Below are 24,107 nucleotides of genomic sequence, written 5' to 3' on the forward strand. Positions count from 1 at the left end.
GCCCCTGTTACTGCGCGGCCGGCGTGGCCGAAGCCGTCGGCTCCACGACCTTCACCGGCATTCCCGGCTGGATTTTCTGCAAGCCCTCGACGATGACCTTGTCGCCCGCGACGATGCCCGAGGTGACGAGCCAGGCATCGCCCACCGTCCGCTCGGCCACGACCTGCCGCGCCTCGACCTCGCCCTTGTCGTTGACGACGAGGGCCGTGCCCTGGCCCGTGGGGGTGCGGGTGATGCCGCGCTGGGGCACCAGGATGCCCTGTTCCTCCACCCCGACCTCGACCTTGGCGCGGACGAACATGCCGGGCAGCAGGCGCTCGTCCGGATTGGGGAAGAGCGCGCGCAGGGTGACGGAGCCCGTGCTTTCGCTCACCACCGCTTCCGAGAATTTCAGCTCGCCGGGCAGTTCGTAGGCCGAGCCGTCCTCGAGGGTGAGGGTGACCTTGGCGCTGCCGGCCTCGACGCCCGAAAGCTGGCCGCGCGCCATGTCGGCCTTCAGCCGCAGCAATTCGGCGTTCGACTGGGTCAGATCGACGAAAATGGGATCGAGCTGCTGGATCGTCGACAGGGTCATGTCCTGATCAACCTTGACCAGCGCGCCCTGAGAGACCGCCGAGCGACCGATGCGGCCGGTGATCGGGGCGAGAATATGCGTGCGCTCCAGATCGACCTGCGCCGCCGCCAGCGTCGCCTTGGCCGCGGCGAGATCCGCCTGCGCCTGTTTCAGCACGGCGACCGCATTGTCGTAGTTCTGCCGGCTGGTCGCATTGGTGCGCACCAGTTCGGCATAGCGTCGTTCGTCCAGCCGGGCGAGATCGACGCCGGCTTCCGCCTTGGCCTGGGCCGCCAGCGCGGCATCGACCGCCGCCTGATAGGGCGCGGCGTCGATCTGATAGAGCGGATCGCCCGCCTTGACCTCGGCGCCCTCGCGGAACTGCACGTCGGTGATCAGGCCGTTGACCTGCGGCCGGATTTCAGCGCGGCGGACGGGGACGACACGGCCCGACAGGTCCGAGGTCAGGACCACGCGAGACGGCGCGATCGCCACCACCCCGACCTCGACCGGCCCCATGGGCGGCATACCCCCGCCCTGCTGCTGCGACGGCTGATCACAGGCGGAAAGGAGGAAGGACGCGGAAACGGCCATCGAACCCGCGACCAGGGAAACTCGCTTCATGAACGACATGCGGCACCTGTGCTAACCGGAATGCAGCGGAACTTGCGCCCCGCCCTCGCTCCTCCGCCCTGCCCCCCGGCTGGAATTCAGTCACCGCTTCAACGACGATGTTGTATAGAATGAATGTTCATTCTAACATGAAGTCAAGTGCGGATTTCGGCAATTCCCCAACTTGGAGGGTCAGGGCCGATGGAAGGGCGTCATGGTTGCAGATGAAGACAGCGCCGACAGCCGGGCGGAATCGCGCCGGCGTCAGGTGATCGAGGCGGCGATCCGCTGCTTTCGCCGCAACGGCTTCCATTCCACCTCGATGGCGGCGCTGGCCAAGGAAGCGGGCATGAGCGTCGGCCATATCTACCACTACTTCGAGAACAAGGAGGCGATCATCGCCGCCTTCATCGAAGACGACCTCGAGGAATTCCGCGCCGCCATCCGCCGCCTGCACGAGTCGGACGGCTCTTTCGTCGACGCCATGGTCGATCAGGCCGACCATGGTTTCGACGACATGTGCGACCCGGACTATGCCGGCCTGTTCCTCGAAGTGACGGCGGAGGCGGGCCGCAATCCCCGGGTGGCCGACCTTGTGCGGCAGAGCGACGCCGCCATGCGCAACACCCTGGCCGAGATGATCGCCGCCGATTGCGGCTGCACCGAAGCCTCGAACCGCGACGACCTGATGGGCCGGGTGGAAGTGATCGCCGCGCTCTACGAGGGCCTGACCATCCGCGCCATCCGCAACCCCGACATCAACCGCGATGGCGTGCTCGCGGCCATGCGCCTCGCCATCGCCCGCCTGCTCTCGCCCTGATCAGAGACCGAAGTCGGCGAGGTCACGGCGAAGGGCGGGACCGTCCTCGTCGAGGAAGAATTCGTCGAGCTGGGGCGGCGCCACCGCCGTGCCGGACAGCATGGCATGGGCCTGCCCGCGATGATGGATCTGGTGGACGAAGAGATGGGGCAGCACGGTCGCCACCGTCTCGGGCATCTGCCCCCTTGCCCCGCGGTCCAGCAGCACGGGCCGGGCCAGATCGTCCCCGGACAGAGCCTCGCATAGCGCGATCAGGCGGCGGTCGACGGCGCGCTGGGCCTCGATCAGGTCGGCCGCCCGGGGATGGGGTACCTCGGTCTCGAAATGCCGGCGCGAAGTGCGGCCGCTCTCCAGCCCTTCGACGTAATAGAGATCGACGATCAGGACATGGTTCAGCGTCGCCGCCAGCGACGGGAAGAATCCCACGCGCGGCGCCGCGAAGTCGGCGGCGGACAGGCTGAGGCAGGCGCGCAGCAGGCGCTCGTTCGACCAGGCATTGTTGCGCGCCATGGCGCGGTAATGCGCGATCAGCGCCATGTTCAGCCCCCCGCCCCCCGCGCCGGGGCGGCGGCATCGCCCGGCGCCGATTCGACGCCGAGTTCCGGCACCGCCACCACCCGCTGGCCCCGGAAATCGTTGCGGCAGATGATGAGGCCGCATTCCTCGAGATAGGTCAGCAGGCGGCGCGCCCGGCTCAGGGACTGGGTGCCGTAAGCCTGCGCGATCGCCGCGTCGGGCGGGCAGGGCTGGCCGGCGATGGCCGCCTGGGCCAGCAGCAGGAAAATGCCCTGCAGGTCTTCGGTCAGGCGCGACGCCATCTCGATCGCCCGGGCCGAGGCCGAATCGTCCCCGGCCTCCGGGTCGATGCCCGCGCGGACCATGGCCAGCAGGCGGCGGAAGGCCGGCAGGTCCGGCGGCGAGCCGGTCAGCCGGCGGATGCGGCAGCGGACCAGAAAATCCTGATAGAGCACGGCATTGGTGCGATAGGCGGCATCCCGGTCGGCGAGAATGTCGCGCATGATTTCCTGATGCGCGGCGCGGCGCTCCTCCTCGCTCAGGCCATCGTCCGGCTCCTCGGCCGGGGGCGGCGGGCCGAGGCTGGGCCGGCTGCGCGAGAGTTCGAGCAGGATATCGGCGGTGGGCGACGGGGCCGGCGCCCGAGGTGCCGGGCGATAGACCGGCGGCTCGTCCGCGCCCGCCTTGAAGATGAGATCGCGGGCATCGACGGGCGGCTGTTCCGGCAGCGGCAACAGGATGGGGCTGGTCGAGCGGGCGCTGGTGACCACCGGCCCGATTCGGATCGCCAGCGGCACCCGCGACAGGGCGGGGCCAAGGGCGACGAAATGGCCCCGGCCGAGGTCGCGGAACATTTCCGTCTGGCGCCGGTCCATGCCGAGAAGATCGCCGGCCCGCGCCATGTCGATGTCGAGGAAAGTGCGGCCCATGAGGAAATTCGAGGCTTCGGCGGCGACATTCTTCGCCAGCTTGGCCAGGCGCTGGGTGGCGATGATGCCGGCGAGGCCGCGCTTTCGCCCGCGCGACATGAGGTTGGCCATGGCGCCGAGGGAGAGTTTGCGCGCCTCGTCCGAGACGTCGCCGGCGGCGGCGGGGGCGAAGAGCTGGGCCTCGTCGACGACGACCAGCATCGGATACCAGTAATCCCGCTCGGCATCGAACAACCCGCCGAGGAAGGCGGCGGCGCAGCGCATCTGCTCCTCGGCATCCAGCCCCTCGAGGCTGAGCACGACCGAGACCCGGTGCTGGCGCGCCCGGGCGGCGATTCGGGTCAGGTCCGCTTCCGAGCGCGTCGCCTCGACCACCACATGGCCGTATTCGTCGGCCAGGGTGACGAAATCACCCTCCGGGTCGATCACCGCCTGCTGCACATAGGGCGCGCTCTGCTCCAGAAGGCGGCGCAGCAGGTAGGATTTGCCCGAACCCGAATTGCCCTGGACGAGCAGACGGGTCGCCAGCAATTCCTCGAGATCGAGCAGGGCCGGCGCGCCATTCGACTGCGCCCCCATCTCGATTCCAACCTTCATCGCACCCTACCCCTCACATCCGCAGGCCCCCGTCTTAATGCCTTGGCCGGCGGAGTCAACGCGAAGGACGGCGGCCTATTCCGCCGCCTTGCGATTGGGGTTGTTCGGGTGGGTGGTCCAGTTGCTGTAGCTGCGCCCGACCTCGCGCCCGGTGCGGGGATCGAGCCCCGTGATCGGCTCCATGGTGATGCAATCCTCGACCGGGCAGACGCTGGCGCAGAGGTTGCAGCCGACGCATTCCTCGTCGATCACCTCGAACCGGCGCTTGCCGTCGACCATGGCCGTGATCGCCTGATGCGAGGTGTCCTCGCAGGCGATGTGGCAGCGGCCGCAGGAAATGCACTTGTCCTGGTCGATGCGCGCCTTCACCGCGTAGTCGAGGTTCAGATACTGCCAGTCGGTGACATTGGGAATGGCACCGCCGATGAAATCCGCGGTCGAGGTGTGGCCCTTGCCGTCCATCCATTCGGACAGGCCGGTGATCATCTCCTCGACGATGCGAAAGCCATAGACCATGGCGGCGGTGCAGACCTGGACGTTGCCGGCGCCCAGGGTCATGAATTCCGCCGCGTCGCGCCAGGTGGTGACGCCGCCGATGCCGGAAATGGGGATTCCCCGCGTCTCGGCGTCGCGGGCGATTTCCGCCACCATGTTCATGGCGATCGGCTTCACCGCCGGGCCGCAATAGCCACCATGGGTGCCCTTGCCGTCGGTCGAGGGCGCGATGGTCATGGCGTCGAGATCGACGCCGATGATCGAATTGATCGTATTGATCAGCGAGACCGCGTCGGCCCCGCCCCGTTTCGCCGCCCGCGCCGGAGCGCGGATGTCGCTGATGTTGGGGGTCAACTTCACGATGACCGGCATCCGGCTGTGCTGCTTGCACCAGCGGGTGACCATCTCGACGTAGTCCGGCACCTGGCCGACGGCCGAGCCCATGCCGCGTTCCGACATGCCGTGCGGGCAGCCGAAATTCAGCTCGACGCCATCGGCCTCGGTCTCTTCCACCTGCTTGAGGATGGCTTTCCACGCCTCTTCCTCGCAAGGCACCATGAGCGAGACGACGAGGGCGCGGTCCTTCCAGTCGCGCTTCACCTGCTTGATTTCCTGGAGGTTCAGCTCCAGCGGCCGGTCGGTGATCAGCTCGATATTGTTGAAGCCGATCACCCGGCGGTCGGCGCCGTGCAGCGCGCCGTAACGCGGGCCGTTCACATTGACGACCGGCGGCCCCGCCTCGCCCAGGGTCTTCCAGACGACGCCGCCCCAACCCGCCTGATAGGCACGGATGACGTTATAGGCCTTGTCGGTCGGCGGCGCCGAGGCGAGCCAGAACGGATTGGGCGACTTGATGCCGGCGAAAGTGGTGGTCAGATCGGCCATGGCATCCCCCTCAGGCGCGCAGATAGCTGTCGATGGAGAGGGCGGCGATCTTGCCGTCCTCGACCGCGGCGACGGTCAGGTCCTGACCACCCGCGGCGCAGTCGCCCCCGGCGAAGACCCCGGGCAGCGAGGTCGCCCGCCCGGCATCGACCGCGATCCGCCCGCCATCGAGGGCGAGCGCCGAGGCCCCGTCGCCCGCGAGGAAACTCTGCCCCACCGCCTTGAACACCTGATCGGCCGGGATCACGCAGGTTTCATCCCGCCCGTCGGCATAGGCGAACTCGACCGCCATCACCCGGCCGCCCTCGCCCACGATCGCCTTCGGGCGGAGGCCGGTCTTGATGCGGACATCGCGGCTGCGCGCCACCTCCCGCTCGTAAGGGCTGGCCTTCATGGCGCTTTCGGCGCCGCGATAGACGATGGTGACATCCTCCGCCCCCGTCAGCCGGGCCTGCACCGCGACGTCGATCGCGGTCATGCCGCCGCCGATGACCACGACCCGGCGACCGACCGGCGCCGGCACGCCCTGGCGCAGCGCGGCGATGAAACCGACCGCGTCCTCGACACCGGCGAGGCCCTCGCCCGGGATGCCGACCGCATTCACCCCGCCCAGCCCCATGCCGAGGAAGACCGCGTCGAACTGGCTGCGCAAGAGATCGAGGCTGATGTCGCGGCCAAGGCGGGTGTCGTGCTTCACCTCGATCCCGCCGACGCCGAGGATGTAATCGACCTCGCGCGCGGCGATGCCGCCCGCCGCCTTGTAGGCGGCGATGCCATATTCATTGAGGCCGCCGGATTTCGCCCGTCCCTCGAAGATCGTGACCGCATGGCCGAGGCGGGCGAGGGCATGGCCGCAGGCAAGCCCCGCCGGCCCGGCGCCGACGATGGCCACCGTCTTGCCCGTGGGCGCGCCCACGCCATAGAGCTGACGGCCGTCGTCGAACAGGGCATCGGTCGCGTGGCGTTGCAGGAGACCGATGGTCACCGGCTTGTCCTCCGCCGTGTTGCGGACGCAGGCCTGTTCGCACAATTGCTCGGTCGGGCAGACCCGGGCGCACATGGCGCCCATGATGTTGCTGTCGAGAATGGTCTTCGCCGCGCCGAGCTCGTTGCCGGTCGATATCTGGCGGATGAACAGCGGGATGTCGATCGAGGTCGGACAGGCGGTGGTACAGGGCGCGTCATAGCAATAGTAACAACGCTCCGCCTCCACCCTCGCCTGATGGCCGGTCAGCGGCGCGTGAAGATCGAATTCGATCGGCGATCCATTCGCCCCCTTGGGGCAATTGCCCCCGACCTGCCCTGCCAGCGCCATGGACCGCCCTTCCCGTGTGAACCCCTGTCGTTCAAGCTCACCAAAACCTGATCAAATGGTCAAGTTTTATGATCGGCGAAGGCAATCAATTTTCGCGAGGGGCAACCGTCAGTCGGTCGCGAGCGCGCGGGCGAGCCGGTTGTGCCGCTCGATCACCAGCGGCAGGTCGAGGCTGGCCAGTTGCCCGTCCCGCACCACCACCCGGCCGTTGACGACGGAAAGCGCCGCCCGTTCCGGCGCGCAGAAGACAAGGGCGGCGACGGGATCGTGCAAGGCGCCAGCGAAACCGACCCCCGACAGATCGAAGGCGACGAGGTCCGCCGCCATGCCGGGAGCGAGCGCGCCGATATCGGCCCGGTTCAGCACCCTGGCGCCGCCCAGCGTGGCGATCTCCAGCGCCTCGCGCGCGGTCATGGCCGCGGGGCCGAAGCCGACCCGGGCGAGCAGCAGGGCCTGACGCACCTCGCCCAGCATGTTGCCGCCATCGTTGGAGGCGGAGCCGTCGACGCCGAGGCCGACGCAGACGCCCCGGTCGCGCATCTTGCGGATGGGCGCGATGCCGGAAGCGAGGCGCATGTTGGAACAGGGGCAATGGGCGACACCCGTGCCGGTGCGGGCGAAAAGGTCGATCCCCGCCTCGTCGAGCTGGACGCAGTGGGCGTGCCAGACATCGGGCCCGACCCAGCCCAGATCCTCGGCATATTCGGCCGGGGTCATGCCGAATTTCTCACGGCTGTAGGCGATGTCGTTCACGTTCTCGGCCAGATGGGTATGCAGCGAGACGCCGTAGTGGCGCGCCAGTTTCGCCGCCTCGCGCATCAGGTCGCGGCTGACCGAGAAGGGCGAACAGGGCGCGACCGCGATCCGCAGCATCGAGAAGCGCGCGGGATCGTGCCAGGTCTCGATCAGGCGGGCGGCATCCTTCAGGATCGCCTCTTCCTCCTCGACGACACTGTCGGGCGGCAGGCCGCCTTTCGAGACGCCGACGCTCATCGCGCCGCGGCAGGCGTGGAAACGCATCCCGATATCGGCCGCGGCCTCGATCGAATCCTCGAGCCGGCAGCCGTTCGGATAGATATAGAGGTGATCGCTCGACGTCGTGCAGCCCGAGAGCAGCAATTCCGCCATGGCCACGCGGGTAGAGACCCGGATCATCTCCGGCGTCAGCTTCGCCCACAGCGGATAGAGGCTGGTGAGCCAGCCGAAGAGTTCGGCATCCTGCGCCCCCGGCACCGCCCGCGTCAGGCTCTGATACATATGGTGATGGGTGTTCACCAGGCCGGGGATGACGACATGGCCCGCAAGGTCGATCACCTCGTCCGCCGTTTCCGGCAAGTCGTCGCCGGTGCCGACGGCGGTGATGCGGCCATCTTCGGCGAACAAGCCGCCCCCCGCGATCTCCCGACGGCCCTCGTCCATGGTCACGAGGACATTTGCGTTCCGGATCAGCAGGGTTTTCGCCATGAAATTACAAACTCCATACGACTTTGGTCAAAATCATGCAGCGATGCACCGGTGCCATGCGATAGCGCAATGTGCACTGCCGCCCTCTCCGCGCTAACTACGACCAGAGGCCGTATCCTGCGCGGCCCATCCAGTTGGCATGGAGCATGGCATGGTCAGCGATCGTATCAGAATGGCGAGCCTCCGGGACAAGATCGTCTCGGCCGAGGAAGCCGCGAGCTACATCAAGGACGGCATGGTCGTCGGCATGAGCGGCTTCACCCGCGCGGGCGAGGCCAAGGCGGTCCCGATGGCGCTGGCCGAACGGGCGCGCAAGGAGCCGCTGAAGATCACCCTGATGACCGGCGCCTCGCTCGGCAACGATCTCGACAAGACCATGGCCGAGGCGCATCTCCTGTCGCGCCGCCTGCCGTTCCAGTCCGACCCGGCCCTGCGCCGCGAAATCAACGACGGCGAGGTGATGTTCATCGACCAGCATCTGTCGGAAACGGTCGAGTTGCTGCGCTCGCGCCAGATCCGGCCGATCGACGTCGCGGTGATCGAGGCGATCGCCATCACCGAGAGCGGCGGCATCGTGCCGACCACCTCGGTCGGCAATTCTGCGACCTTCGCCATCCTCGCCGAAAAGGTCATCGTCGAGATCAACATCAACCAGACCACGGCGCTCGAGGGCGTGCACGACATCTATATCCCGTCGCGCCGGCCGCATCGCCAGCCGATCCCGATCACCAATCCGGACGACCGGCCGGGCCTTGGCTATATCCCGGTCGACCCGGCCAAGATCGTCGCCATTGTCGAGACCGGCAAGAAGGACTCGACCTCCAACATCCTAGACCCGGACGACGAGACCGAAGCCATCGCCCGCCACCTGACCCGTTTCTTCGAGGGTGAAGTCGCCGCCGGCCGCCTCGGCCTGTCGCTGCAGCCGCTGCAGGCCGGCATCGGCACCATCGCCAACGCCGTGCTGCATGGTTTCATCGACAGTCCGTTCAAGGACCTGACGATGTATTCCGAAGTGTTGCAGGACAGCACCTTCGACCTGATCGACGCCGGCAAGATGCTCTTCGCCTCGGGCTCGTCGATCACCCTGTCCAAGGCGCGGGACGAGGCGGTGATGCCCAATTTCGCCCGCTACCGCGACAAGCTGGTGCTGCGCCCGCAGGAAATCTCCAACCATCCGGAGGTCATCCGCCGCCTCGGCCTCATCGCCATCAACACGGCGCTGGAAGCCGACATCTACGGCAACGTGAACTCCACCCATGTGAACGGCACGCATATCATGAACGGCATCGGCGGTTCGGGCGATTTCGCCCGCAACGCCTATCTGTCGGTCTTCGTCACCAAATCGGTCGCCAAGGGCGGCGCGATCTCGTCGATCGTGCCCTTCGTCTCCCATGTCGATCACTGCGAACACGACGTCGACCTGATCGTGACCGAGCAGGGCCTCGCCGATCTGCGCGGTCTTGCCCCGCGCGAGCGGGCGAAGCTGATCATCGAGAATTGTACCCACCCCGATTACCGCCCGGCCCTGCAGGCCTATTACGACGAGGCGGTGAAGCGCGGCGGCCAGACCCCCCATTGCATGGAAAAGGTCTTCGCCTGGCACCTCGCCTATAAGGAGAAGGGCACGATGAAGGCGGCGTTCTGAACGCCGCCCCACCCGCGCCGCTTTTTTCGTCATGCCGGCGAAGGCCGGCATCTTATGCCAGCAAGGGCGCCTTGCTCGTCACGAGGCCCCGGCCTTCGCCGGGGCGACGGGGCATGCCATTCAATCGTTCTGATATTACTCAGAAGCGGCCGATGGTGACCTGGCCTTCGGCGAGAACCTCCTCGTTCCCGTCGATGGCCTTCACCACGGCGAAATAGCGGTGGTCGTTGCCGCCCGAACAGGGCGGCAGATAACCCGGTGTGGCATAAGAGCCCGTGGCCCTGTTCTCGTCCGCGATGCGGACGCCCGGGGGCATTTCCCAGGTCTCGCCCGGGACGGCGGGCAGCACGGCCGTTCCCGGCCCCGCGGCAAAGCCGATGATGCCGTGACCGCCACCGAATGACAGATCGTAGTAATCCTCGTCGTTGAATTCGACCAGCACCTCGACCGTGCCGGCGGGCAAGCCCTCGACCTTCAGGGCCGGGGTCATCGGCGACTTGCCGCCGAACTTGCGGCATTGCTGGCCTTCCGGGATCTTGTCGCCGGTCCAGGCCGGATCGGCCAGCGTGACGGTGAGCGGCGCGGGATCGGCCAGGACGGGCCCCGCCATCGCCAGACCGGCGAACACCCCCATGAACACCCCCATGAACACCCACGCTCGCACCAGCATGATCCCCCCATGGCCCTTCATTTGGCGAGATCATGATGCACGCGACGCGCGAAGCCGTCCATCTTCGATGCGGAAACGATCCCCCTATATCTGTGCGGCGAAGGCGAAGGCTTCCGAGCGCTTGATCTCGATTTCGACGAAACTCATGGGGCGGGCGCCGCCGTTCATCACGTCGTGCCGGATGCCGGCCGGGCGCTGGTAGGCGGCGCCGGCCTTCCACGGCACGTCGACCACCTTTTCGCCGTCGTGCACGCGCATGACGCCATCGGTGATCATGACGACGAAATAGGGCCAGCCGTGCTCGTGCCAGCCGGTCACGGCGCCGGGCGCGAAGTCCCAGCGCGTGATGCGAACATTTTCATTTTCCGACTGCAGCGTCGCCACCGCCGGAATGTCGCACTTGAAAGCCATGGCGTCAGGCCAGCGCGGTGATGGCGTCGTTGATCGCGTTCATCAGTCCGTCGATATCCTGCTGGGTCGAGATGAAGGGCGGGGCAAGCTGGATCGTGTCACCACCGTAGCGCACATAATAACCGGCGTCCCAGCATTTCATCGAAATCTGATAGGGCCGGAGCGCGGGCGCGCCCGGTGCCGCCTCGATCTGCAAGGCCCCGGCAAGGCCGAAATTGCGGATGTCGGTGACATATTTCAGGCCCTTGAGGCCGTGGATCGCCTCCTCGAAATAGGCGGCGAGCTGGCGCGCGCGCTCAGGAATCCGGTCCTTCTCGAAAATATCCATGGCGGCGAGGCCGGCGGCGCAGGCCACCGGATGGCCCGAATAGGTGTAACCATGGGGGAATTCGACCAGATACTCCGGCCCGCCCGCCGCCATGAAGGTATCGTAGATGTCCTTCGAGGCGATGACGGCGCCCATGGGCACCGTGCCATTGGTCAGGCCCTTGGCGACATTCATGATGTCGGGGGTGACGCCGAAGGCATCGGCGGCGAAATTATAGCCGGTGCGACCGAAACCCGTGATCACCTCGTCGAAGATCAGCAGGATGCCGTGCTTGTCGCAGAGCTGGCGCAGGCGCTGGAGATAGCCCTTGGGCGGCACCACGACGCCGGCCGAGCCCGAGAAAGGCTCGACGATCACGGCAGCGATGTTCGAGGCATCGTGCAGCGCGACGATTTCCTCGAGCGCGTCGGCAAGCTGGACGCCGCCCTTCTCCGGCAGGCCCTTCGAGAAGGCATTTTCCGGCAGCAGCGTGTGGGGCAGGTGATCGGTGTCGAGCAGCGTGCCATAGAGCTTGCGATTGCCGCCGATGCCGCCAAGGCTCATGCCGCCGAAATTGACGCCGTGATAGCCCTTGGCCCGGCCGATCAGCTTGGTCTTGGTCGGCTGGCCCTTCAGCCGCCAGTAGGCCCGCGCCATCTTCAGCGAGGTATCGGCGGATTCTGAGCCCGAACCGGTGAAGAAGACATAGTCGAGCCCGGCCGGGGTCAGGCTGGCGACCTTGTTGGCGAGCTGGAAGGCGCCCGGATGGCTGAACTGGAAGCCCGGGCCGAAATCGAGTTCCGAGATCTGGCGCGACACCGCCTCGACGATCTCCTTGCGGCGATGGCCGGAGCCGGTGCACCACAGGCCCGACAGGCTGTCGTAGATCCGGCGCCCCTGTGCATCGGTGTAGTGGCAGCCGTCGGCCGCCGTGATCATGCGCGGATTGTCCTTGAACTCGCGGTTGGCGGTATAGGGCATCCAATAGGCTTCGAGGTCGTCACGGGACATCCCCGCGGCCTTGACCGGATCGAACAGCGTCATCACGGAACTCCATGGCGGTTGCCTTCAGGATGCGCCGCGATTTACCCTCGTCATATCCTCAAGTATTTTCATTCAGTTCAAGGTTTATTGACCCATGGCGCGAAAGCGGGCAGCCAGCCAGCCGCCAGTCGGCGATATCGAGATCCGTCTGTTGCGCATCTTCCACACGGTGGTCGAATGCGGCGGCTTTTCCGCGGCCGAGGTGGAACTGAACATCGGCCGCGCCGCCATTTCCATGCATATGGCCGACCTCGAGAAACGCCTCGGCCTGCGCCTGTGCAGCCGGGGCCGGGCTGGCTTCGCCCTGACCGACGAGGGGCGGCAGGTGCACGACGCCTGCCTGCGCCTGTTCTCCGCCCTCGAAAATTTCCGGGGCGAGGTCGATACGCTGCACGCCCGGCTGCGCGGGCCGCTCGACATCGGCATCATCGACAATCTGGTGACCATGCCCCGGATGCAGGTGACCGACGCCATCGCCGCCCTGAAGACCGCGGGGCCGGACGTGCGCATCAACATCCGCATGATCCCGCCCGGCGATATCGAGCGCGGCGTTCTCGACGGCAGCCTGCATGTCGGCGTGACCCCGGCCCTGCGCAGCCTGCCCGGTCTCGACTACCGCCCGCTTTATGACGAGGATTCGCTGCTCTATTGCGGCGCCGGCCATCCGCTCTTCAGCCTGGCCGACGCGGCGATCGGTGACGAGATGATCGCCCGCGCCGAGGCGGTGGCGCCGACCTATGCCCAGACCCTGGAAGCCCGCGCCCTGCACCGCCCCCTGCGCACCACGGGCACGGCGACCGACCGCGAGGGCGTCGCCTTCCTGATCCTGACCGGTCTCTATATCGGTTATCTGCCGACCCATTACGCCCAGCTCTGGGTCGATCAGGGCCGGATGCGGGCGCTGCGGCCGGACGATTACCGCTATGTCACCGAATTCCGCGTGGTGACGCGCAAGGGCGGCCAGCCCAACCTGATCCTGAAGACCTATCTCGATCTTCTGTGGCGTCCGTCACAGGCCCCGACCGAACGTCCGGTTGCGGACACTGGCACGGCACCATAAAATGGTGCCCGCCGCTCGACCGGGGGGATACCGTGGCTCAGATATCGAACTACCGCGCCCTGCTCTCAGGCTCCACCTGGAGCGCGCCTTACGGGGAATTGGCGCCGGGACGTTCCGCCTTCGTCACCTTTTCCTTTCCGACCGTCGTGCCCGGCCATGTCGCCGAATTCGAGGGCGCATCCGCGGCGGCGACCTGGCAGGCCTTCACCACGAGCGAGATCATCGCGGCACGCAGCGCCCTGAAGACCTGGGGCGATGTCTCCGGCATCACCTTCCTCGAGGTCAAGGGAACGGATGCCGACATCGTCTTCAACAAGCTGGACTTCAGCACGACCGATGTCGCGGGGGCCGCCGGCTATGCCTATTATCCCACGCTCTACAGCGATTGGACCGGCGAACTCGTCTCGAGCGCCATCGGCGGCGATGTCTTCATCACCACCGAGCAGAGTTTCAGCACGGACGGACTGCGACACATCCTGTTACATGAAATCGGTCACGCCATCGGCCTGAAGCACCCCTTCGAATCCAGCGAGGAAAACCCGGACACACTCACCGCGGCGACCGACGACGGCGACCACACCGTCATGAGTTACAATGACTATTTTCCCTCTCTGGGCACCTTCGACCGGCAGGCGGCCAGGGCGATCTACGGCAGCGCAGACGGCGCCAATCTGGAATCCTGGTCGTGGGACGCGGCCAGGAAGACCCTGACGCTGACCGGGACCGCGGCCGCCGACACGATCTATGGCTCGACCGCGGCGGACGTGATTGCCGGCGGCGCGGGCGACGACACGATCCAGGGCCGCGCCGGCAACGACCGGATCGACGGCGGCGCGGGCAATGACACGCTCTTCGGCGGTGACGGCAACGATCTCTTCCTTCTCCCCTCCGGCGACGACACGATCGACGGCGGCGCGGGGCTCGACACGCTCGATCTGTCGGCCGTGACCGGCGCCATCGTCATGAGCACGGTCATGGACGCAGCCCATGTCGCGCGCCTCGATTTCGGTGCCGACGAAGTGCTCATCTTCGCGGTCGAGAGCATCAGGGGCGGCTCGGGCAAGGATACGCTGGGCGTCCACCGTTATTCGGGATACGACGGCGGTTTCTCCCTTTATGGCAATGGCGGCAACGACCTGCTGAACATCAGCCTCGGCAATGACCGGCTGGATGGCGGGGCGGGTTACGACACCGTGTCCATGGCCGAAGCCTCGGGTGCCGCCGTGGTCGATCTCGGCTCGACCGCCGCGCAGCGGGTGGGCAGCAGCCGCGACATCTTCGTCGGCATCGAGAATCTGATCGGGACCGATTACAACGACACGTTGACCGGCACCGACGCCAAGAACAGCCTCTTCGGCGGGGCCGGCGTCGACAGGATTTCGGGCGGTGGCGGCGTCGACCGGCTGGACGGCGGCGACGGCAACGACCGAATGACCGGCGGCGAGGGCCGCGATCTCTTCGTCTGGGGCGCCGAGACCCCCGCCCGGCTCCTCGTCGGCGACAAGGATACGATCACCGACTTCGAGCATGGGATCGACCGCATCGACCTGCGCGCGATCAACATTCACGACGGCTATGCCATGACGGCCGATAATTTCACCTGGATCGGCGACAGCGCGCTGAGCGGTGCCGCCGGTGAGCTGCACTACCGCTACAGCACCGAGAACACGCTGATCGAGGGCACGCTGCACACCGGCAGCCAGAAATTCACCATCGTGCTGAGCGGCCTCGTCACCCTCGACCGGGGCGATTTCCTGCTATCGTGACGTCCGGCGGACCAGTTCCGCCACCGCCTCGCCGTCGAGGGCGGGAACGACGCGGCCCTTGCGCCCAAGCATTGTTTCCGCCGCCAGCATGGCGTTGACCACCGCTTCCTCGACACATTCGACCACCGCCATATAGAGCGGGTCGAGGTCATCATTGGTCACGGCACGGAGCGTGAGCAGCGGCGGCTCCGGCAGGGGGCCGGGGTCGTTGGCGGTCGAGAAGGCGAAGAAGATGTCGCCCGAAGAATTGCCCGACGGCGTGCCGCCCCGGCCGATGCCGATGGCGGCGCGGCGGGCCATGCGCTCGAGCTGGCCGGGCAGCAGGGGCGCGTCCGTGCCGATGATCACGATGATCGAGCCGGTTTCCTTCGACCAGATCGGCGCGGGCGGCATCGCCTCGCCGACACGGACGCCGCAGACCTCCAGCCAGGGGCCGCGGCCGTGGTTCGCCTGCACGAGAGCGCCGACCATATAGCCCCCGGCCCGCACCGACACGAGGCGCGAAGCCGTGCCGGTGCCGCCCTTGTATTCATAGGCGATCATCCCGGTGCCACCACCGACATTACCTTCCGCGATCGGCCCCGCCGTCGCCGCGTCGATCGCCGCCATGGCATGGCCCTCGGTCACATGCAGGCCGCAGAGATCGTTCAGCCAGCCGTCATAGGTCTCGCCGACGACCGGCAGCAGCCAGAGCCCGTCCGCCTCATCGGGAAAGCGGTGCATCATCCAGCGGTTCAGGCCGTGGTGGACGATGCCGATGGACGCGGTGTTGGTAATGGCGATCGGCCCCGAGGCCCAGCCGCCGTCGCGCACCCAGTGGCTGCCGGTCAATTCGCCGTTGCCATTCATCGAGAACATGCCGGCCCAGACCGGATGCAGCAGGTCCTGCGCCGGCCGGGGCAGGATCGCGGTCACACCGGTGTGAATATGCCGTTCGGGATCGTTCAGCGTGGTAAAGCCGACCTGAACCCCCGGAACATCGGTGATCGCATTGACCGGCCCGGTCACGCCGCGAAAGGGCAGGCCGTAGCCCCGGCCCCGGCGGCGCCCGTTCGGCGAATGGGTGATCGGGTTCAGTTCGGTCATGACGGCGACTCCGGCGGCGGACGATGGCTGGGACCATTCTAGCCGCCGGAGCGACCGGCCGGGAACCACCGCCGCGGGTCAGCCGGGCGGGCGGCGGATCGACAGCAACTTGTAGTGATAGGGACCGCTCATGCCGTTGATCGGATAGGCACTCGTTTTGATCGTATTGGCCTGGTTGCCGCCCAGGAGATTGATCTTGCCATCGCCCTGCGACAGATAGAAGCCGACGTGACCGCCAAGGACGGCGCCGCTGGGGCCGCCCTGCCGCCGCTTGAAGACCGCGATGTCGCCGACGTCGGGCGCGTCCGTCACGTCCTGGCCCCAGCCGGTATCGTGCCAGGACATCGCCCATTTGCTGTCGGTTCCCTGGAGACCGGCCTGTTCCACGCAATAGTTGACGAAGGACGAGCACCAGGCGGTTTCGTCCGGAGCGGCGCCCCCCTTCGTCGAGGAATGGTAGAGCACGATGCGGTCATTGTTGTCGTCGCCCGGATTTTCCCTGACGTCCCGCGCCAGTTCCGCCCGCGCGACGTCGATCGGCCGCTTGCCCGCGACCTCGGCGATCGGCAGGCCCCCCGACAGAGAGCTGAGGAAATTGATCGACATATAGCCGTCGGCGAGACCATCGCCGTCGCAATCGACCTGCAGCCACTCCCCGTTGAGCGAGAGGCCGTAGACGACGGTGTCGACGGGCAGGCTGGTGATCCTGTCGCTCTGATCGCTCGGCCCCGACCGCAGGCGCAGGCCGTCGCGGGCCTTCACCTTGTAGACCGCGCGCGCGGGAATGCGTTCCTCGATCGGCTGCACGCCCGCGGCCGAGAACTGACCGAAATCGGGAAAGGCCGGGTTGACGTCATTGGTGTCGTAGCCGATGCCGCCGAAAGGCGCCTTGAGCGATTTGCTGCTCTGCCACAGCGCCCACCGGCCGGAACGGCTCATCTCGTCCGACCGCGTCCATTTCCGCCCCCCGGCGAGCCAGAACAGGTCGATCAGGCCCGCGTCGAACAGTTTGAAGCCAATGTGACCCGAGCCATAGGCACCGAGCCGATAGCCCGGCCGCACCAGGTCCGCGACCTCCTTGAAATAGGCCACGATCTGATTGACCTCATCGGTCCGCGCGAAATCGTGATCGACGGCGAAATAGATCGCGCTTCCCGCCGGCTGGCCCAGATTGTGAGCGAGCGCGAGCGCCCGGTTGGCATCGCGCGTGCCGGCCCCGGTCTTGAAATCCTCGATGAAGCCCTGCGGGTGGGTCTCGTCACCGGCCCCCGCGCGCTGCTCGAAGACGACCGCGACCGAAAGGCCCGCCGCATGGAGGCGCTGCAGCTCCGGAAGCGTCAGGCACTTACCGATGATGTTGACGTCCCTGTGGTTGTAATACCGAATGACTGTCGTCACGCCCGCCGCCGCGATCTGCGCGGCGTAGGTTCCGACGTTGGTTGCGACATCGACCACTTTCACCATGGCTATCTCCCCCGAGAGCAACCATAGATTACACGGATTTCACACACTCTCAATCACTGCATACAATCACAACAAACAATTATATGTTGCATTGCAATGCCATTATGACCGGTTCCCGGCGGCGGCCAGCGCCGCCGCCATGAAGTCGATGAAGACCCGCACGCGGGGCGCCAGCAACCGGCTGGACGGATAGACCGCCTGGATCGCCGCCGCTGGGGCACGCCAGTCGTTCAGCAAAGGCACGAGGCGGCCGGCGTCGATATCCTCGGCGACGTCCCAGATGGATTTCAGCACGATGCCGGCCCCGGCGAGGGCGGCGGCATGGGCGACCTCGCCGTCGTTGGCGATCACCGCCGCGTCGATCGGGATGGTGACCTGCTCGCCGCCCCCCGCGGGATCGAGGCGGATCGCGGTGGGCGCCGGGTCGCCCATCAGGATCACCCGGTGGCGCAGCAGGTCGGCCGGCAGCAGCGGCGCGCCAAAGCGTGCGAGATAGGAAGGCGCGGCACAGAGCACCCGGCGATTGGGCGCGAGCTGGCGCACGATCAGCCCTGAATCCGGCAGGCTGGCCTGACGGATGGCGACGTCGATCCCCGCCTTCACCAGATCGAGCACGGCATCGGTCACGATCACCTGCACCCGCAGCCGGGGATAGAGTTCGGCCAGGGCGGCGAGGCGGGGGGCGATCTGGCGCCGGCCGAAGGCGGCGGTGCAGGTGACGCGCAGCAGGCCCTCGACCGCGCCCCGCCTCGCCTGCACTGTCTCCTCCGCCTCGGCGACATCGGCGAGAATGCGGCGGCAGCGTTCGAGAAATCCCGCCCCCTCGTCGGTCAGGCTGAGGCGCCGCGTGGTGCGGTTCAGCAGCCGGGTGCCCAGCCGCGCCTCCAGCCGGGCCAGCCGCTTGGAGACGACGGCCAGCGACAGGCCAAGGCTGCGCCCGGCGGCGGACAGGCTGCCTTCCTCGACGCAGGCGGCGAAAATGCTGATGTCGGTCAGGCTGTCCAGCGGTCTCATTCTCAACTCATGGACAAGAGTGAATTGCCATCGGCGATTATTCTCACCGTTTCAGGAAAGGTCCATCTTCAGCCCAGCTCAACCACTGGAAATCGCACCATGTTCGATCTTTCTGGACAATCCGTGCTCGTCGTCGGCGGCAGCTCCGGCATCGGGCGTGCCACGGCACAGGCCGCCAAGGCGCTGGGCGCCGCCGTCACCATCGCCGCCCGCGACCCGGAAAAGCTGGCAATCGTCGCGGCGGAGATCGGCGTTGCCGGCGCCGTCCTCGACATGACCGACAATGCCGCGGTGGAAGCCTTCTTCGCCGCGGCGCCCGTGTTCGATCATATCGTCGTCAGCGCGGCGGCGACGAAGTCGGGACCGGTCCGCGTGCTGCCATTGGAGACGGCACGGGCGGCCATGGAATCCAAATTCTGGGGCGCCTATCACATCGCCCGCTCGGCGCGGATCGCACCCCATGGCTCCCTCACCCTCGTCACCGGTTACCTCAGCCAGCGGCCGAGCGCGGGCGCGACCACGCAGGGCGCGATCAACGCGGCGCTGGAGGGGCTGGCCCGGGGCCTTGCCCTCGAACTCGCGCCCGTGCGGGTCAACGCGGTCTCGCCCGGGCTGGTCGACACGCCGGTCTGGTCGGGTCTCGCGCCCGGGGCGAAGGCGGCCATGTTCGCCCAGGCCGCCGCCCGCCTGCCCGCCCGCATCACCGGCCAGCCCGAGCATGTGGCGACGCAGGTGATCGCGCTGCTGCTCAATCCCTATATGACCGGCACCACCAGTTTCGTCGACGGCGGCGGCCTGATCGCCTGAAGGAGGAAAGACCCATGAATATTGATCTCAGCGGCAAGACCGCCCTCGTCTCCGGCTCCACCGCCGGCATCGGCAAGGCCATCGCCAGCGGCCTCGCCGCCAGCGGCGCCCGCGTCGCCATCAACGGCCGAAGCAAATCCCGCGTCGAGACCGCCATGGCCGAAATCGCCAAGGCCGTCCCCGGCGCGCAACTGATCGCGGCGCCCGGCGACGTCTCGACCGCCGAAGGGGTGGCCGAGGTGCTGGCCGCCCTGCCCAAGGCGGACATCCTCGTCAACAACACCGGGATTTTCGAGCCCTCGGGCTTCTTCGATATCTCGGACGACGACTGGCGCCGCTTCTTCGAGGTGAACGTCCTGTCGGGCGTGCGGCTGTCGCGGGCCTATATGCCCGGGATGCTGGCGACGAACTGGGGCCGGATCGTCTTCATTTCCTCGGAATCGGGCCTGCACATCCCGCCCGAGATGATCCATTACGGCGTCAGCAAGACGGCGCAGCTCGCCGTGTCGCGCGGCCTCGCCGAACTGACCGCCGGCACCGGCGTCACCGTGAATTCGGTCCTGCCCGGCCCGACCCGTTCGGACGGGGTCGAGGATTTCCTGCAGTCGATGGCGGCAGGCGCCGGCCAGTCGGTCGACGATTTCGCCGCCGGCTTCGTCCGCCAGCTGCGGCCGACCTCGCTCCTCCAGCGTTTCGCCACGGTCGAGGAAGTCGCCAACATGGTGGTCTATGCCTCTTCGCCCCAGGCTTCCGCCACCAATGGCGCGGCGCTGCGGGTCGAGGGCGGCATCGTGCGCACCATCGCCTGAGCGTCGCGGGCGACATAGTCCGCCAGCGCCCCGCCCAGGAACTCGAACACGGCGGCGATGCGCCGGCTGGCCCGCAGGTCCTCGTGACAGGCGAGCCAGACCGGCATCATCGGCCGGAACAGGTCGGGTAGCACGGGCACGAGCCCGGCCGCCGCCGCGATGCCGAACTGGCAGACGCCGATCCCCGCCCCCGCCTCGACAAGGGCGAGGTGTGCGACATGGCTGTCCACCCGGATGGCGAACATCTCGGGCGTCAGGGCAAGGCCGGCCGGGATCACGCCCCGCAAGGTTTCGATATCCCGGTCCGGCCCGATCAGCGTGTGATGCCGCAAATCACCCATGTCCTTCGGCCTTCCTTCCCGCGCCAGATAGGCCGGGCTGGCATGAAAGCCGAGGCCGATCTCCCCGATCTTGCGGGCGAGCAGGCTGCCTTGCAGCGGCCTTGTCATGCGAATGGCGATATCCGCCTCCTGCCGCAGCAGATCCTCGCTGCGGTCCGACAGGGACAATTCGAGGACGATGCCCGGATGCGCCCGGCGCAACCCGGCGATCATGGCCGGCAGGATGACGGTGCCGACCATCTCGCTCGCCGTGACGCGGACGACACCGCCGGGGGCGTCCGCCCCGCCCGAAGCCGTGCGGCGCAGGGCTGCCGCCGCGCTGGCCATGGCCTCCGCATGGGGCCTCAGCGCCAGCGCCGTTTCGGTCGGCACCAGTCCCTTGGGCGAGCGGGTGAACAGCGGCGCGCCCAGCGCCATCTCCAGCGCCGCGACGTGATGGCCGAGGGTTGGCTGCGACAGGCCGAGCAGCCGCGCCGCCGCCGACAGGCTGCCCCGGTCGAGCACGGCGAGCAGGCTGCGGTAGAGGTCCCAATCCGGCTCAGTCATAAATTTGTTTATAGCAGACGCAAGAGTTCCCGCAATTTCCGATATCCGTGTACCCGTCCATCCTGCCGCCATCGCAACCGACGACAGGAACAACCCCATGACCGGCAATGGCAAGACCGCCCTCATCCTCGGCATCACCGGCGGCGTCGGCGGCGCCACGGCGACGGCCCTGCGCCGCTACGGCTGGACCATCCGCGCCCTGCTCCGCGATCCGGCGAAACTGCCCACTGGTCTTGGCATCGAAGCGCGCCGGGGCGATGCCCTGCGGCCGGCGGAGGTGATCGCGGCGGCCGAGGGCGTCGATGCCATCGTCCATGGCGTGAACCCGCCCGGCTATCGCCATTGGGAAACCACCGTCATCCCCATGCTGCGATCGAGCATCGCCGCCGCCAAGGCCTCCGGCGCGCGCATCGTGCTGCCCGGCACGGTCTATAATTTCGGCAGCCACCCACCCGCCCTCGCCGCCGAGGATGCGGCGCAAGTCGCGAACACGAAGAAAGGCGCGATCCGCATCGCCATGGAACGCGCGCTGGAGGACTCGGGCCTGCCCGTGCTGATCCTGCGCTGCGGCGATTTCTTCGGCGGACCGGCCGGCAACAGCTGGTTCGGTCAGGCCATGGTCAGGCCCGGACGGCCGGTGACGCGGATCGTCTGGCCGGGACGGGACGGCGTCGGCCATGCCTTCGCCTATCTGCCCGATGTCGGCGAGACCATCGCCCGCCTGCTGGCACGGGAGGCCGATCTGCCGCGCTTCGCCCGCTTCCATTTCGATGGCCACTGGTTCGCCGACGGGGGCGAACTTCTCGCCGCCTGCCGGGCGGCGACGGGGCGGGATGCGCTTCGCCTCGGCCGCTTTCCGTGGCCTTTGGTACGCCTCGCCGCGCCCGTCGTGCCGCTGTTCCGCGAAATGGCGGAGCTGCGCTACCTGTGGCAGGTGCCCTTGCGCCTTGACAACCGGCGCCTGACCGCTTTTCTCGGGGCGGAGCCGCATACGCCGGCCCCCGTCGCCCTTCGCGAAGCCCTGCGCACCCTCGGCTGCCTCGCGGCGGCGCCTGTGGCGGAAAAGGCACCCGCGCGTTGACAAGAGGCGGCCATGCGCGGTGCAGCATGGCATTCGGCCGGACAATCATGTATGGAAAGGGCCATGCAGCGCCCCCGGGGCGCTTATCGTGCGCCGATCCCTTGACCTTCGCGAGGCGGCCCACCCCCTCACGTCACATATCGGTCCGATCGAGACTCCATGCCCTTTCCTTTCGTCAATGCCCATCTGAATGGCGCCCTCGAGGCCCGCGATTACGCCGAGCCGACGGCGGTGCAGACCGCCGTGCTCCAGCCCGATGCCGAGGGACGCGACCTTCTGGTCTCGGCCCAGACCGGCTCCGGCAAGACGGTCGCCTATGGTCTCGCCATCGCCTCGACCCTGCTCGCCGGGGAAGAGCGGCTGGCGCCCCGTTACGCCCCCCTCGCCCTCATCGTCGCGCCGACCCGCGAACTCGCGATGCAGGTCCATGCCGAGCTGACCTGGCTCTATGGCCCGGCCGGGGCCAAGGTCATTTCCTGCGTCGGTGGCATGGATGTCCGGCGCGAGGCCCGCGCCCTGCATGATGGCGGTCATATCGTCGTCGGCACGCCCGGCCGCTTGCGCGACCATCTGGAACGCGGCCGCCTGAACACTTCCGAACTCCGCGCCGTGGTCCTCGACGAGGCGGACGAGATGCTGGACCTCGGCTTCCGCGAGGATCTGGAATTCATCCTCGACGCGACGCCGACCAGCCGCCGCACCCTGCTGTTCTCGGCCACCATCGCGCCCGAGATCGCCACCCTCGCCACCAGCTACCAGAAGAACGCCCTGCGCATCGAGGCGACCGCCAAGGGCGAGGCCCATGGCGACATCGACTATCGCGCCGTCCGCGTCGCGCCCAACGAACTCGAACACGCGGTCGTCAACGTCCTGCGCTATTTCGAGGCGCGGGCGGCGATGATCTTCTGCACCACCCGCGAATCCGTGCGCCATCTGCACGCCAGCCTGCAGGAGCGCGGCTTCGCCGTCGTCGCGCTGTCGGGCGAGCTGAGCCAGAACGAGCGCAGCCACGCGCTGCAGGCGGTGCGCGACGGCCGCGCCCGGGTCTGCGTCGCGACCGACGTCGCCGCGCGCGGCATCGACGTGCCCGACCTTGGCCTCGTCATCCATGCCGAATTGCCGAACAACCGGGAAACCCTGCTGCACCGTTCGGGCCGCACCGGCCGCGCCGGGCGCAAGGGCACCTGCGTCATCCTGGTGCCCCATCACCGCCGCCGCCGCGCCGAGCAGCTGCTGATGGGCACGCGGCTGAACATCATGTGGTCGGGCGCGCCGACCGCAGACGAAGTGCTGAAGCTCGACCACGAGCGCCTGCTGGCCGATCCCCTGCTGGCCGAGGAGCCGGGGGAGGAAGACATCGCCCTCGCCCGCAATCTCCTCGAAAGCCATTCGGCCGAGAAGATCGCCGCCGCCTTCCTGAAGATGCGCCGCGCCAATCTGCCCGCGCCCGAGGAAATCTCGGACGAGGCGGCGCCCCCGCCGCCGCGCGGTCCCCGCCTTGCCGGCGGCCGCGAGGGCGGCACGGAAGGCGTGTGGTTCCAGCTGAACGTCGGCCGGCGCAACAATGCCGATCCGCGCTGGCTGCTGCCGATCATCTGCCGCCTCGGCAAGGTGACCAAGCAGGACATTGGCGCGATCCGCATCTTCGACCGCGACACGAAATTCGAGATCGCGCCTTCGGTCGCGCAGGGCTTCGCCGATGCGGTGCGCAAGAGCGACGATCCCAAGATCAGGATCGAGCCCGCCGGGGCCGGCCCCATCGCCGAGGACGGCCCGCGCCCGCCAAAGCGGATGCATCGCGGCGCCCCCCCGCCGCGCGATGCCGGTGCCCCGCCGCGCAAGTTCAAGAAGAAACACGCCTGATCGC

Annotated in this window: 21 protein-coding genes; 8 read left to right on the forward strand and 13 right to left on the reverse strand. The window is 67.7% G+C overall.

Annotation, left to right across the window (positions count from 1 at the left end; genetic code table 11):
- Window positions 1-7: 7 nt before the first annotated feature.
- Complete coding sequence (locus DKG74_RS17615) at window positions 8-1,177, reverse strand: efflux RND transporter periplasmic adaptor subunit (RefSeq protein ID WP_165837739.1); 1,170 nt, start codon at window positions 1,175-1,177, stop codon at window positions 8-10.
- Between the two features lie 202 nt (window positions 1,178-1,379).
- Between DKG74_RS17615 and DKG74_RS17620 the strand changes: the two genes are divergently transcribed.
- Window positions 1,380-1,985 (forward strand): TetR/AcrR family transcriptional regulator, encoded by a 606-nt coding sequence (locus DKG74_RS17620; RefSeq protein WP_109907498.1) that lies wholly within the window; start codon window positions 1,380-1,382, stop codon window positions 1,983-1,985.
- Here the strand turns inward: DKG74_RS17620 and DKG74_RS17625 are convergent, their stop codons facing one another.
- The 5 genes from DKG74_RS17625 to DKG74_RS17645 all read right to left on the reverse strand — a co-directional run bounded on the left by DKG74_RS17625 (window position 1,986) and on the right by DKG74_RS17645 (window position 8,186).
- On the reverse strand, window positions 1,986-2,522 hold the full coding sequence (locus DKG74_RS17625) for a DinB family protein (protein WP_109907499.1): 537 nt from the start codon (window positions 2,520-2,522) through the stop codon (window positions 1,986-1,988).
- Between the two features lie 2 nt (window positions 2,523-2,524).
- A complete protein-coding gene (locus DKG74_RS17630) occupies window positions 2,525-4,027 on the reverse strand; it encodes a helicase HerA domain-containing protein (RefSeq protein ID WP_109907500.1) in 1,503 nt (500 codons plus the stop codon).
- Between the two features lie 75 nt (window positions 4,028-4,102).
- Entirely contained in the window at window positions 4,103-5,407 is a 1,305-nt protein-coding gene (preA, locus tag DKG74_RS17635) for an NAD-dependent dihydropyrimidine dehydrogenase subunit PreA (RefSeq protein ID WP_109907501.1), read from the reverse strand.
- A gap of 10 nt (window positions 5,408-5,417) precedes the next feature.
- Window positions 5,418-6,722, reverse strand: coding sequence for an NAD(P)-dependent oxidoreductase (locus DKG74_RS17640; protein ID WP_109907502.1), 1,305 nt, complete (start codon window positions 6,720-6,722; stop codon window positions 5,418-5,420).
- A 108-nt stretch (window positions 6,723-6,830) separates the two neighbouring features.
- Complete coding sequence (locus tag DKG74_RS17645; RefSeq protein ID WP_109907503.1) at window positions 6,831-8,186, reverse strand: 8-oxoguanine deaminase; 1,356 nt, start codon at window positions 8,184-8,186, stop codon at window positions 6,831-6,833.
- A gap of 151 nt (window positions 8,187-8,337) precedes the next feature.
- Between DKG74_RS17645 and DKG74_RS17650 the strand changes: the two genes are divergently transcribed.
- Complete coding sequence (locus DKG74_RS17650) at window positions 8,338-9,834, forward strand: acetyl-CoA hydrolase/transferase family protein (RefSeq protein ID WP_165837740.1); 1,497 nt, start codon at window positions 8,338-8,340, stop codon at window positions 9,832-9,834.
- Window positions 9,835-9,973: 139 nt separating this feature from the next.
- Here DKG74_RS17650 and DKG74_RS17655 read toward each other — a convergent pair whose 3' ends face one another.
- The 3 genes from DKG74_RS17655 to aptA form a co-directional block, all read right to left on the reverse strand.
- Entirely contained in the window at window positions 9,974-10,504 is a 531-nt protein-coding gene (locus DKG74_RS17655) for a hypothetical protein (protein WP_165837741.1), read from the reverse strand.
- An 84-nt stretch (window positions 10,505-10,588) separates the two neighbouring features.
- Window positions 10,589-10,915, reverse strand: a complete 327-nt coding sequence (locus DKG74_RS17660; RefSeq protein WP_109907506.1) for a cupin domain-containing protein — start codon at window positions 10,913-10,915, stop codon at window positions 10,589-10,591.
- A 4-nt stretch (window positions 10,916-10,919) separates the two neighbouring features.
- Window positions 10,920-12,266, reverse strand: a complete 1,347-nt coding sequence (aptA, locus tag DKG74_RS17665; RefSeq protein WP_109907507.1) for an omega-aminotransferase AptA — start codon at window positions 12,264-12,266, stop codon at window positions 10,920-10,922.
- 94 nt (window positions 12,267-12,360) lie between these two features.
- Here aptA and DKG74_RS17670 point away from each other — a divergent pair, with 94 nt between their 5' ends.
- Window positions 12,361-13,326 carry a LysR family transcriptional regulator gene (locus tag DKG74_RS17670; RefSeq protein WP_109907508.1) on the forward strand — a complete coding sequence of 322 codons (966 nt, stop codon included), beginning with the start codon at window positions 12,361-12,363 and terminating at the stop codon, window positions 13,324-13,326.
- Window positions 13,327-13,358: 32 nt separating this feature from the next.
- Window positions 13,359-15,092 (forward strand): M10 family metallopeptidase C-terminal domain-containing protein, encoded by a 1,734-nt coding sequence (locus tag DKG74_RS17675; RefSeq protein WP_133251617.1) that lies wholly within the window; start codon window positions 13,359-13,361, stop codon window positions 15,090-15,092.
- Here DKG74_RS17675 and DKG74_RS17680 read toward each other — a convergent pair.
- From DKG74_RS17680 to DKG74_RS17690, 3 genes are all read right to left on the reverse strand, one after another.
- Window positions 15,084-16,178, reverse strand: coding sequence for a P1 family peptidase (locus tag DKG74_RS17680; RefSeq protein ID WP_109907510.1), 1,095 nt, complete (start codon window positions 16,176-16,178; stop codon window positions 15,084-15,086). The genes DKG74_RS17675 and DKG74_RS17680 overlap by 9 nt on opposite strands.
- Window positions 16,179-16,256: 78 nt before the next feature.
- Complete coding sequence (locus DKG74_RS17685; RefSeq protein WP_109907511.1) at window positions 16,257-17,642, reverse strand: TIGR02594 family protein; 1,386 nt, start codon at window positions 17,640-17,642, stop codon at window positions 16,257-16,259.
- 102 nt (window positions 17,643-17,744) lie between these two features.
- Window positions 17,745-18,656 carry a LysR family transcriptional regulator gene (locus DKG74_RS17690; protein WP_109907512.1) on the reverse strand — a complete coding sequence of 304 codons (912 nt, stop codon included), beginning with the start codon at window positions 18,654-18,656 and terminating at the stop codon, window positions 17,745-17,747.
- A 99-nt stretch (window positions 18,657-18,755) separates the two neighbouring features.
- On the opposite strand from DKG74_RS17690, the gene DKG74_RS17695 reads away from it, so the two are divergent.
- Together DKG74_RS17695 and DKG74_RS17700 are read left to right on the forward strand one after the other, a co-directional pair.
- Window positions 18,756-19,463 (forward strand): SDR family oxidoreductase, encoded by a 708-nt coding sequence (locus DKG74_RS17695; RefSeq protein ID WP_109907513.1) that lies wholly within the window; start codon window positions 18,756-18,758, stop codon window positions 19,461-19,463.
- A gap of 14 nt (window positions 19,464-19,477) precedes the next feature.
- A complete protein-coding gene (locus tag DKG74_RS17700; protein WP_109907514.1) occupies window positions 19,478-20,272 on the forward strand; it encodes an SDR family NAD(P)-dependent oxidoreductase in 795 nt (264 codons plus the stop codon).
- Here the strand turns inward: DKG74_RS17700 and DKG74_RS17705 are convergent.
- A complete protein-coding gene (locus tag DKG74_RS17705; protein WP_109907515.1) occupies window positions 20,191-21,159 on the reverse strand; it encodes a LysR family transcriptional regulator in 969 nt (322 codons plus the stop codon). The genes DKG74_RS17700 and DKG74_RS17705 overlap by 82 nt on opposite strands.
- A gap of 97 nt (window positions 21,160-21,256) precedes the next feature.
- Here DKG74_RS17705 and DKG74_RS17710 point away from each other — a divergent pair, with 97 nt between their 5' ends.
- Window positions 21,257-22,240 (forward strand): NAD(P)H-binding protein, encoded by a 984-nt coding sequence (locus DKG74_RS17710; protein WP_109907516.1) that lies wholly within the window; start codon window positions 21,257-21,259, stop codon window positions 22,238-22,240.
- A 159-nt stretch (window positions 22,241-22,399) separates the two neighbouring features.
- Window positions 22,400-24,103, forward strand: coding sequence for a DEAD/DEAH box helicase (locus tag DKG74_RS17715; protein ID WP_109907517.1), 1,704 nt, complete (start codon window positions 22,400-22,402; stop codon window positions 24,101-24,103).
- Window positions 24,104-24,107: the final 4 nt, after the last annotated feature.

This window comes from Zavarzinia aquatilis (assembly GCF_003173035.1).
GTDB classification, from domain to species: Bacteria; Pseudomonadota; Alphaproteobacteria; order Zavarziniales; family Zavarziniaceae; genus Zavarzinia; species Zavarzinia aquatilis.

Excerpts from the sequence above, each read along its gene's own strand:
- DKG74_RS17715 (WP_109907517.1), top strand. The coding sequence starts at position 22,400 with ATGCCCTTTCCTTTCGTCAATGCCCATCTGAATGGCGCCCTCGAGGCC.
- preA (WP_109907501.1), bottom strand. The coding sequence starts at position 5,407 with ATGGCCGATCTGACCACCACTTTCGCCGGCATCAAGTCGCCCAATCCG.
- DKG74_RS17620 (WP_109907498.1), top strand. The coding sequence starts at position 1,380 with ATGGTTGCAGATGAAGACAGCGCCGACAGCCGGGCGGAATCGCGCCGG.
- DKG74_RS17625 (WP_109907499.1), bottom strand. The coding sequence starts at position 2,522 with ATGGCGCTGATCGCGCATTACCGCGCCATGGCGCGCAACAATGCCTGG.
- DKG74_RS17630 (WP_109907500.1), bottom strand. The coding sequence starts at position 4,027 with ATGAAGGTTGGAATCGAGATGGGGGCGCAGTCGAATGGCGCGCCGGCC.
- DKG74_RS17680 (WP_109907510.1), bottom strand. The coding sequence starts at position 16,178 with ATGACCGAACTGAACCCGATCACCCATTCGCCGAACGGGCGCCGCCGG.
- DKG74_RS17695 (WP_109907513.1), top strand. The coding sequence starts at position 18,756 with ATGTTCGATCTTTCTGGACAATCCGTGCTCGTCGTCGGCGGCAGCTCC.
- DKG74_RS17700 (WP_109907514.1), top strand. The coding sequence starts at position 19,478 with ATGAATATTGATCTCAGCGGCAAGACCGCCCTCGTCTCCGGCTCCACC.
- DKG74_RS17645 (WP_109907503.1), bottom strand. The coding sequence starts at position 8,186 with ATGGCGAAAACCCTGCTGATCCGGAACGCAAATGTCCTCGTGACCATG.
- DKG74_RS17690 (WP_109907512.1), bottom strand. The coding sequence starts at position 18,656 with ATGAGACCGCTGGACAGCCTGACCGACATCAGCATTTTCGCCGCCTGC.
- DKG74_RS17710 (WP_109907516.1), top strand. The coding sequence starts at position 21,257 with ATGACCGGCAATGGCAAGACCGCCCTCATCCTCGGCATCACCGGCGGC.
- DKG74_RS17640 (WP_109907502.1), bottom strand. The coding sequence starts at position 6,722 with ATGGCGCTGGCAGGGCAGGTCGGGGGCAATTGCCCCAAGGGGGCGAAT.
- DKG74_RS17670 (WP_109907508.1), top strand. The coding sequence starts at position 12,361 with ATGGCGCGAAAGCGGGCAGCCAGCCAGCCGCCAGTCGGCGATATCGAG.
- DKG74_RS17615 (WP_165837739.1), bottom strand. The coding sequence starts at position 1,177 with ATGAAGCGAGTTTCCCTGGTCGCGGGTTCGATGGCCGTTTCCGCGTCC.
- DKG74_RS17660 (WP_109907506.1), bottom strand. The coding sequence starts at position 10,915 with ATGGCTTTCAAGTGCGACATTCCGGCGGTGGCGACGCTGCAGTCGGAA.
- DKG74_RS17650 (WP_165837740.1), top strand. The coding sequence starts at position 8,338 with ATGGTCAGCGATCGTATCAGAATGGCGAGCCTCCGGGACAAGATCGTC.
- DKG74_RS17685 (WP_109907511.1), bottom strand. The coding sequence starts at position 17,642 with ATGGTGAAAGTGGTCGATGTCGCAACCAACGTCGGAACCTACGCCGCG.
- aptA (WP_109907507.1), bottom strand. The coding sequence starts at position 12,266 with ATGACGCTGTTCGATCCGGTCAAGGCCGCGGGGATGTCCCGTGACGAC.
- DKG74_RS17655 (WP_165837741.1), bottom strand. The coding sequence starts at position 10,504 with ATGCTGGTGCGAGCGTGGGTGTTCATGGGGGTGTTCATGGGGGTGTTC.
- DKG74_RS17705 (WP_109907515.1), bottom strand. The coding sequence starts at position 21,159 with ATGACTGAGCCGGATTGGGACCTCTACCGCAGCCTGCTCGCCGTGCTC.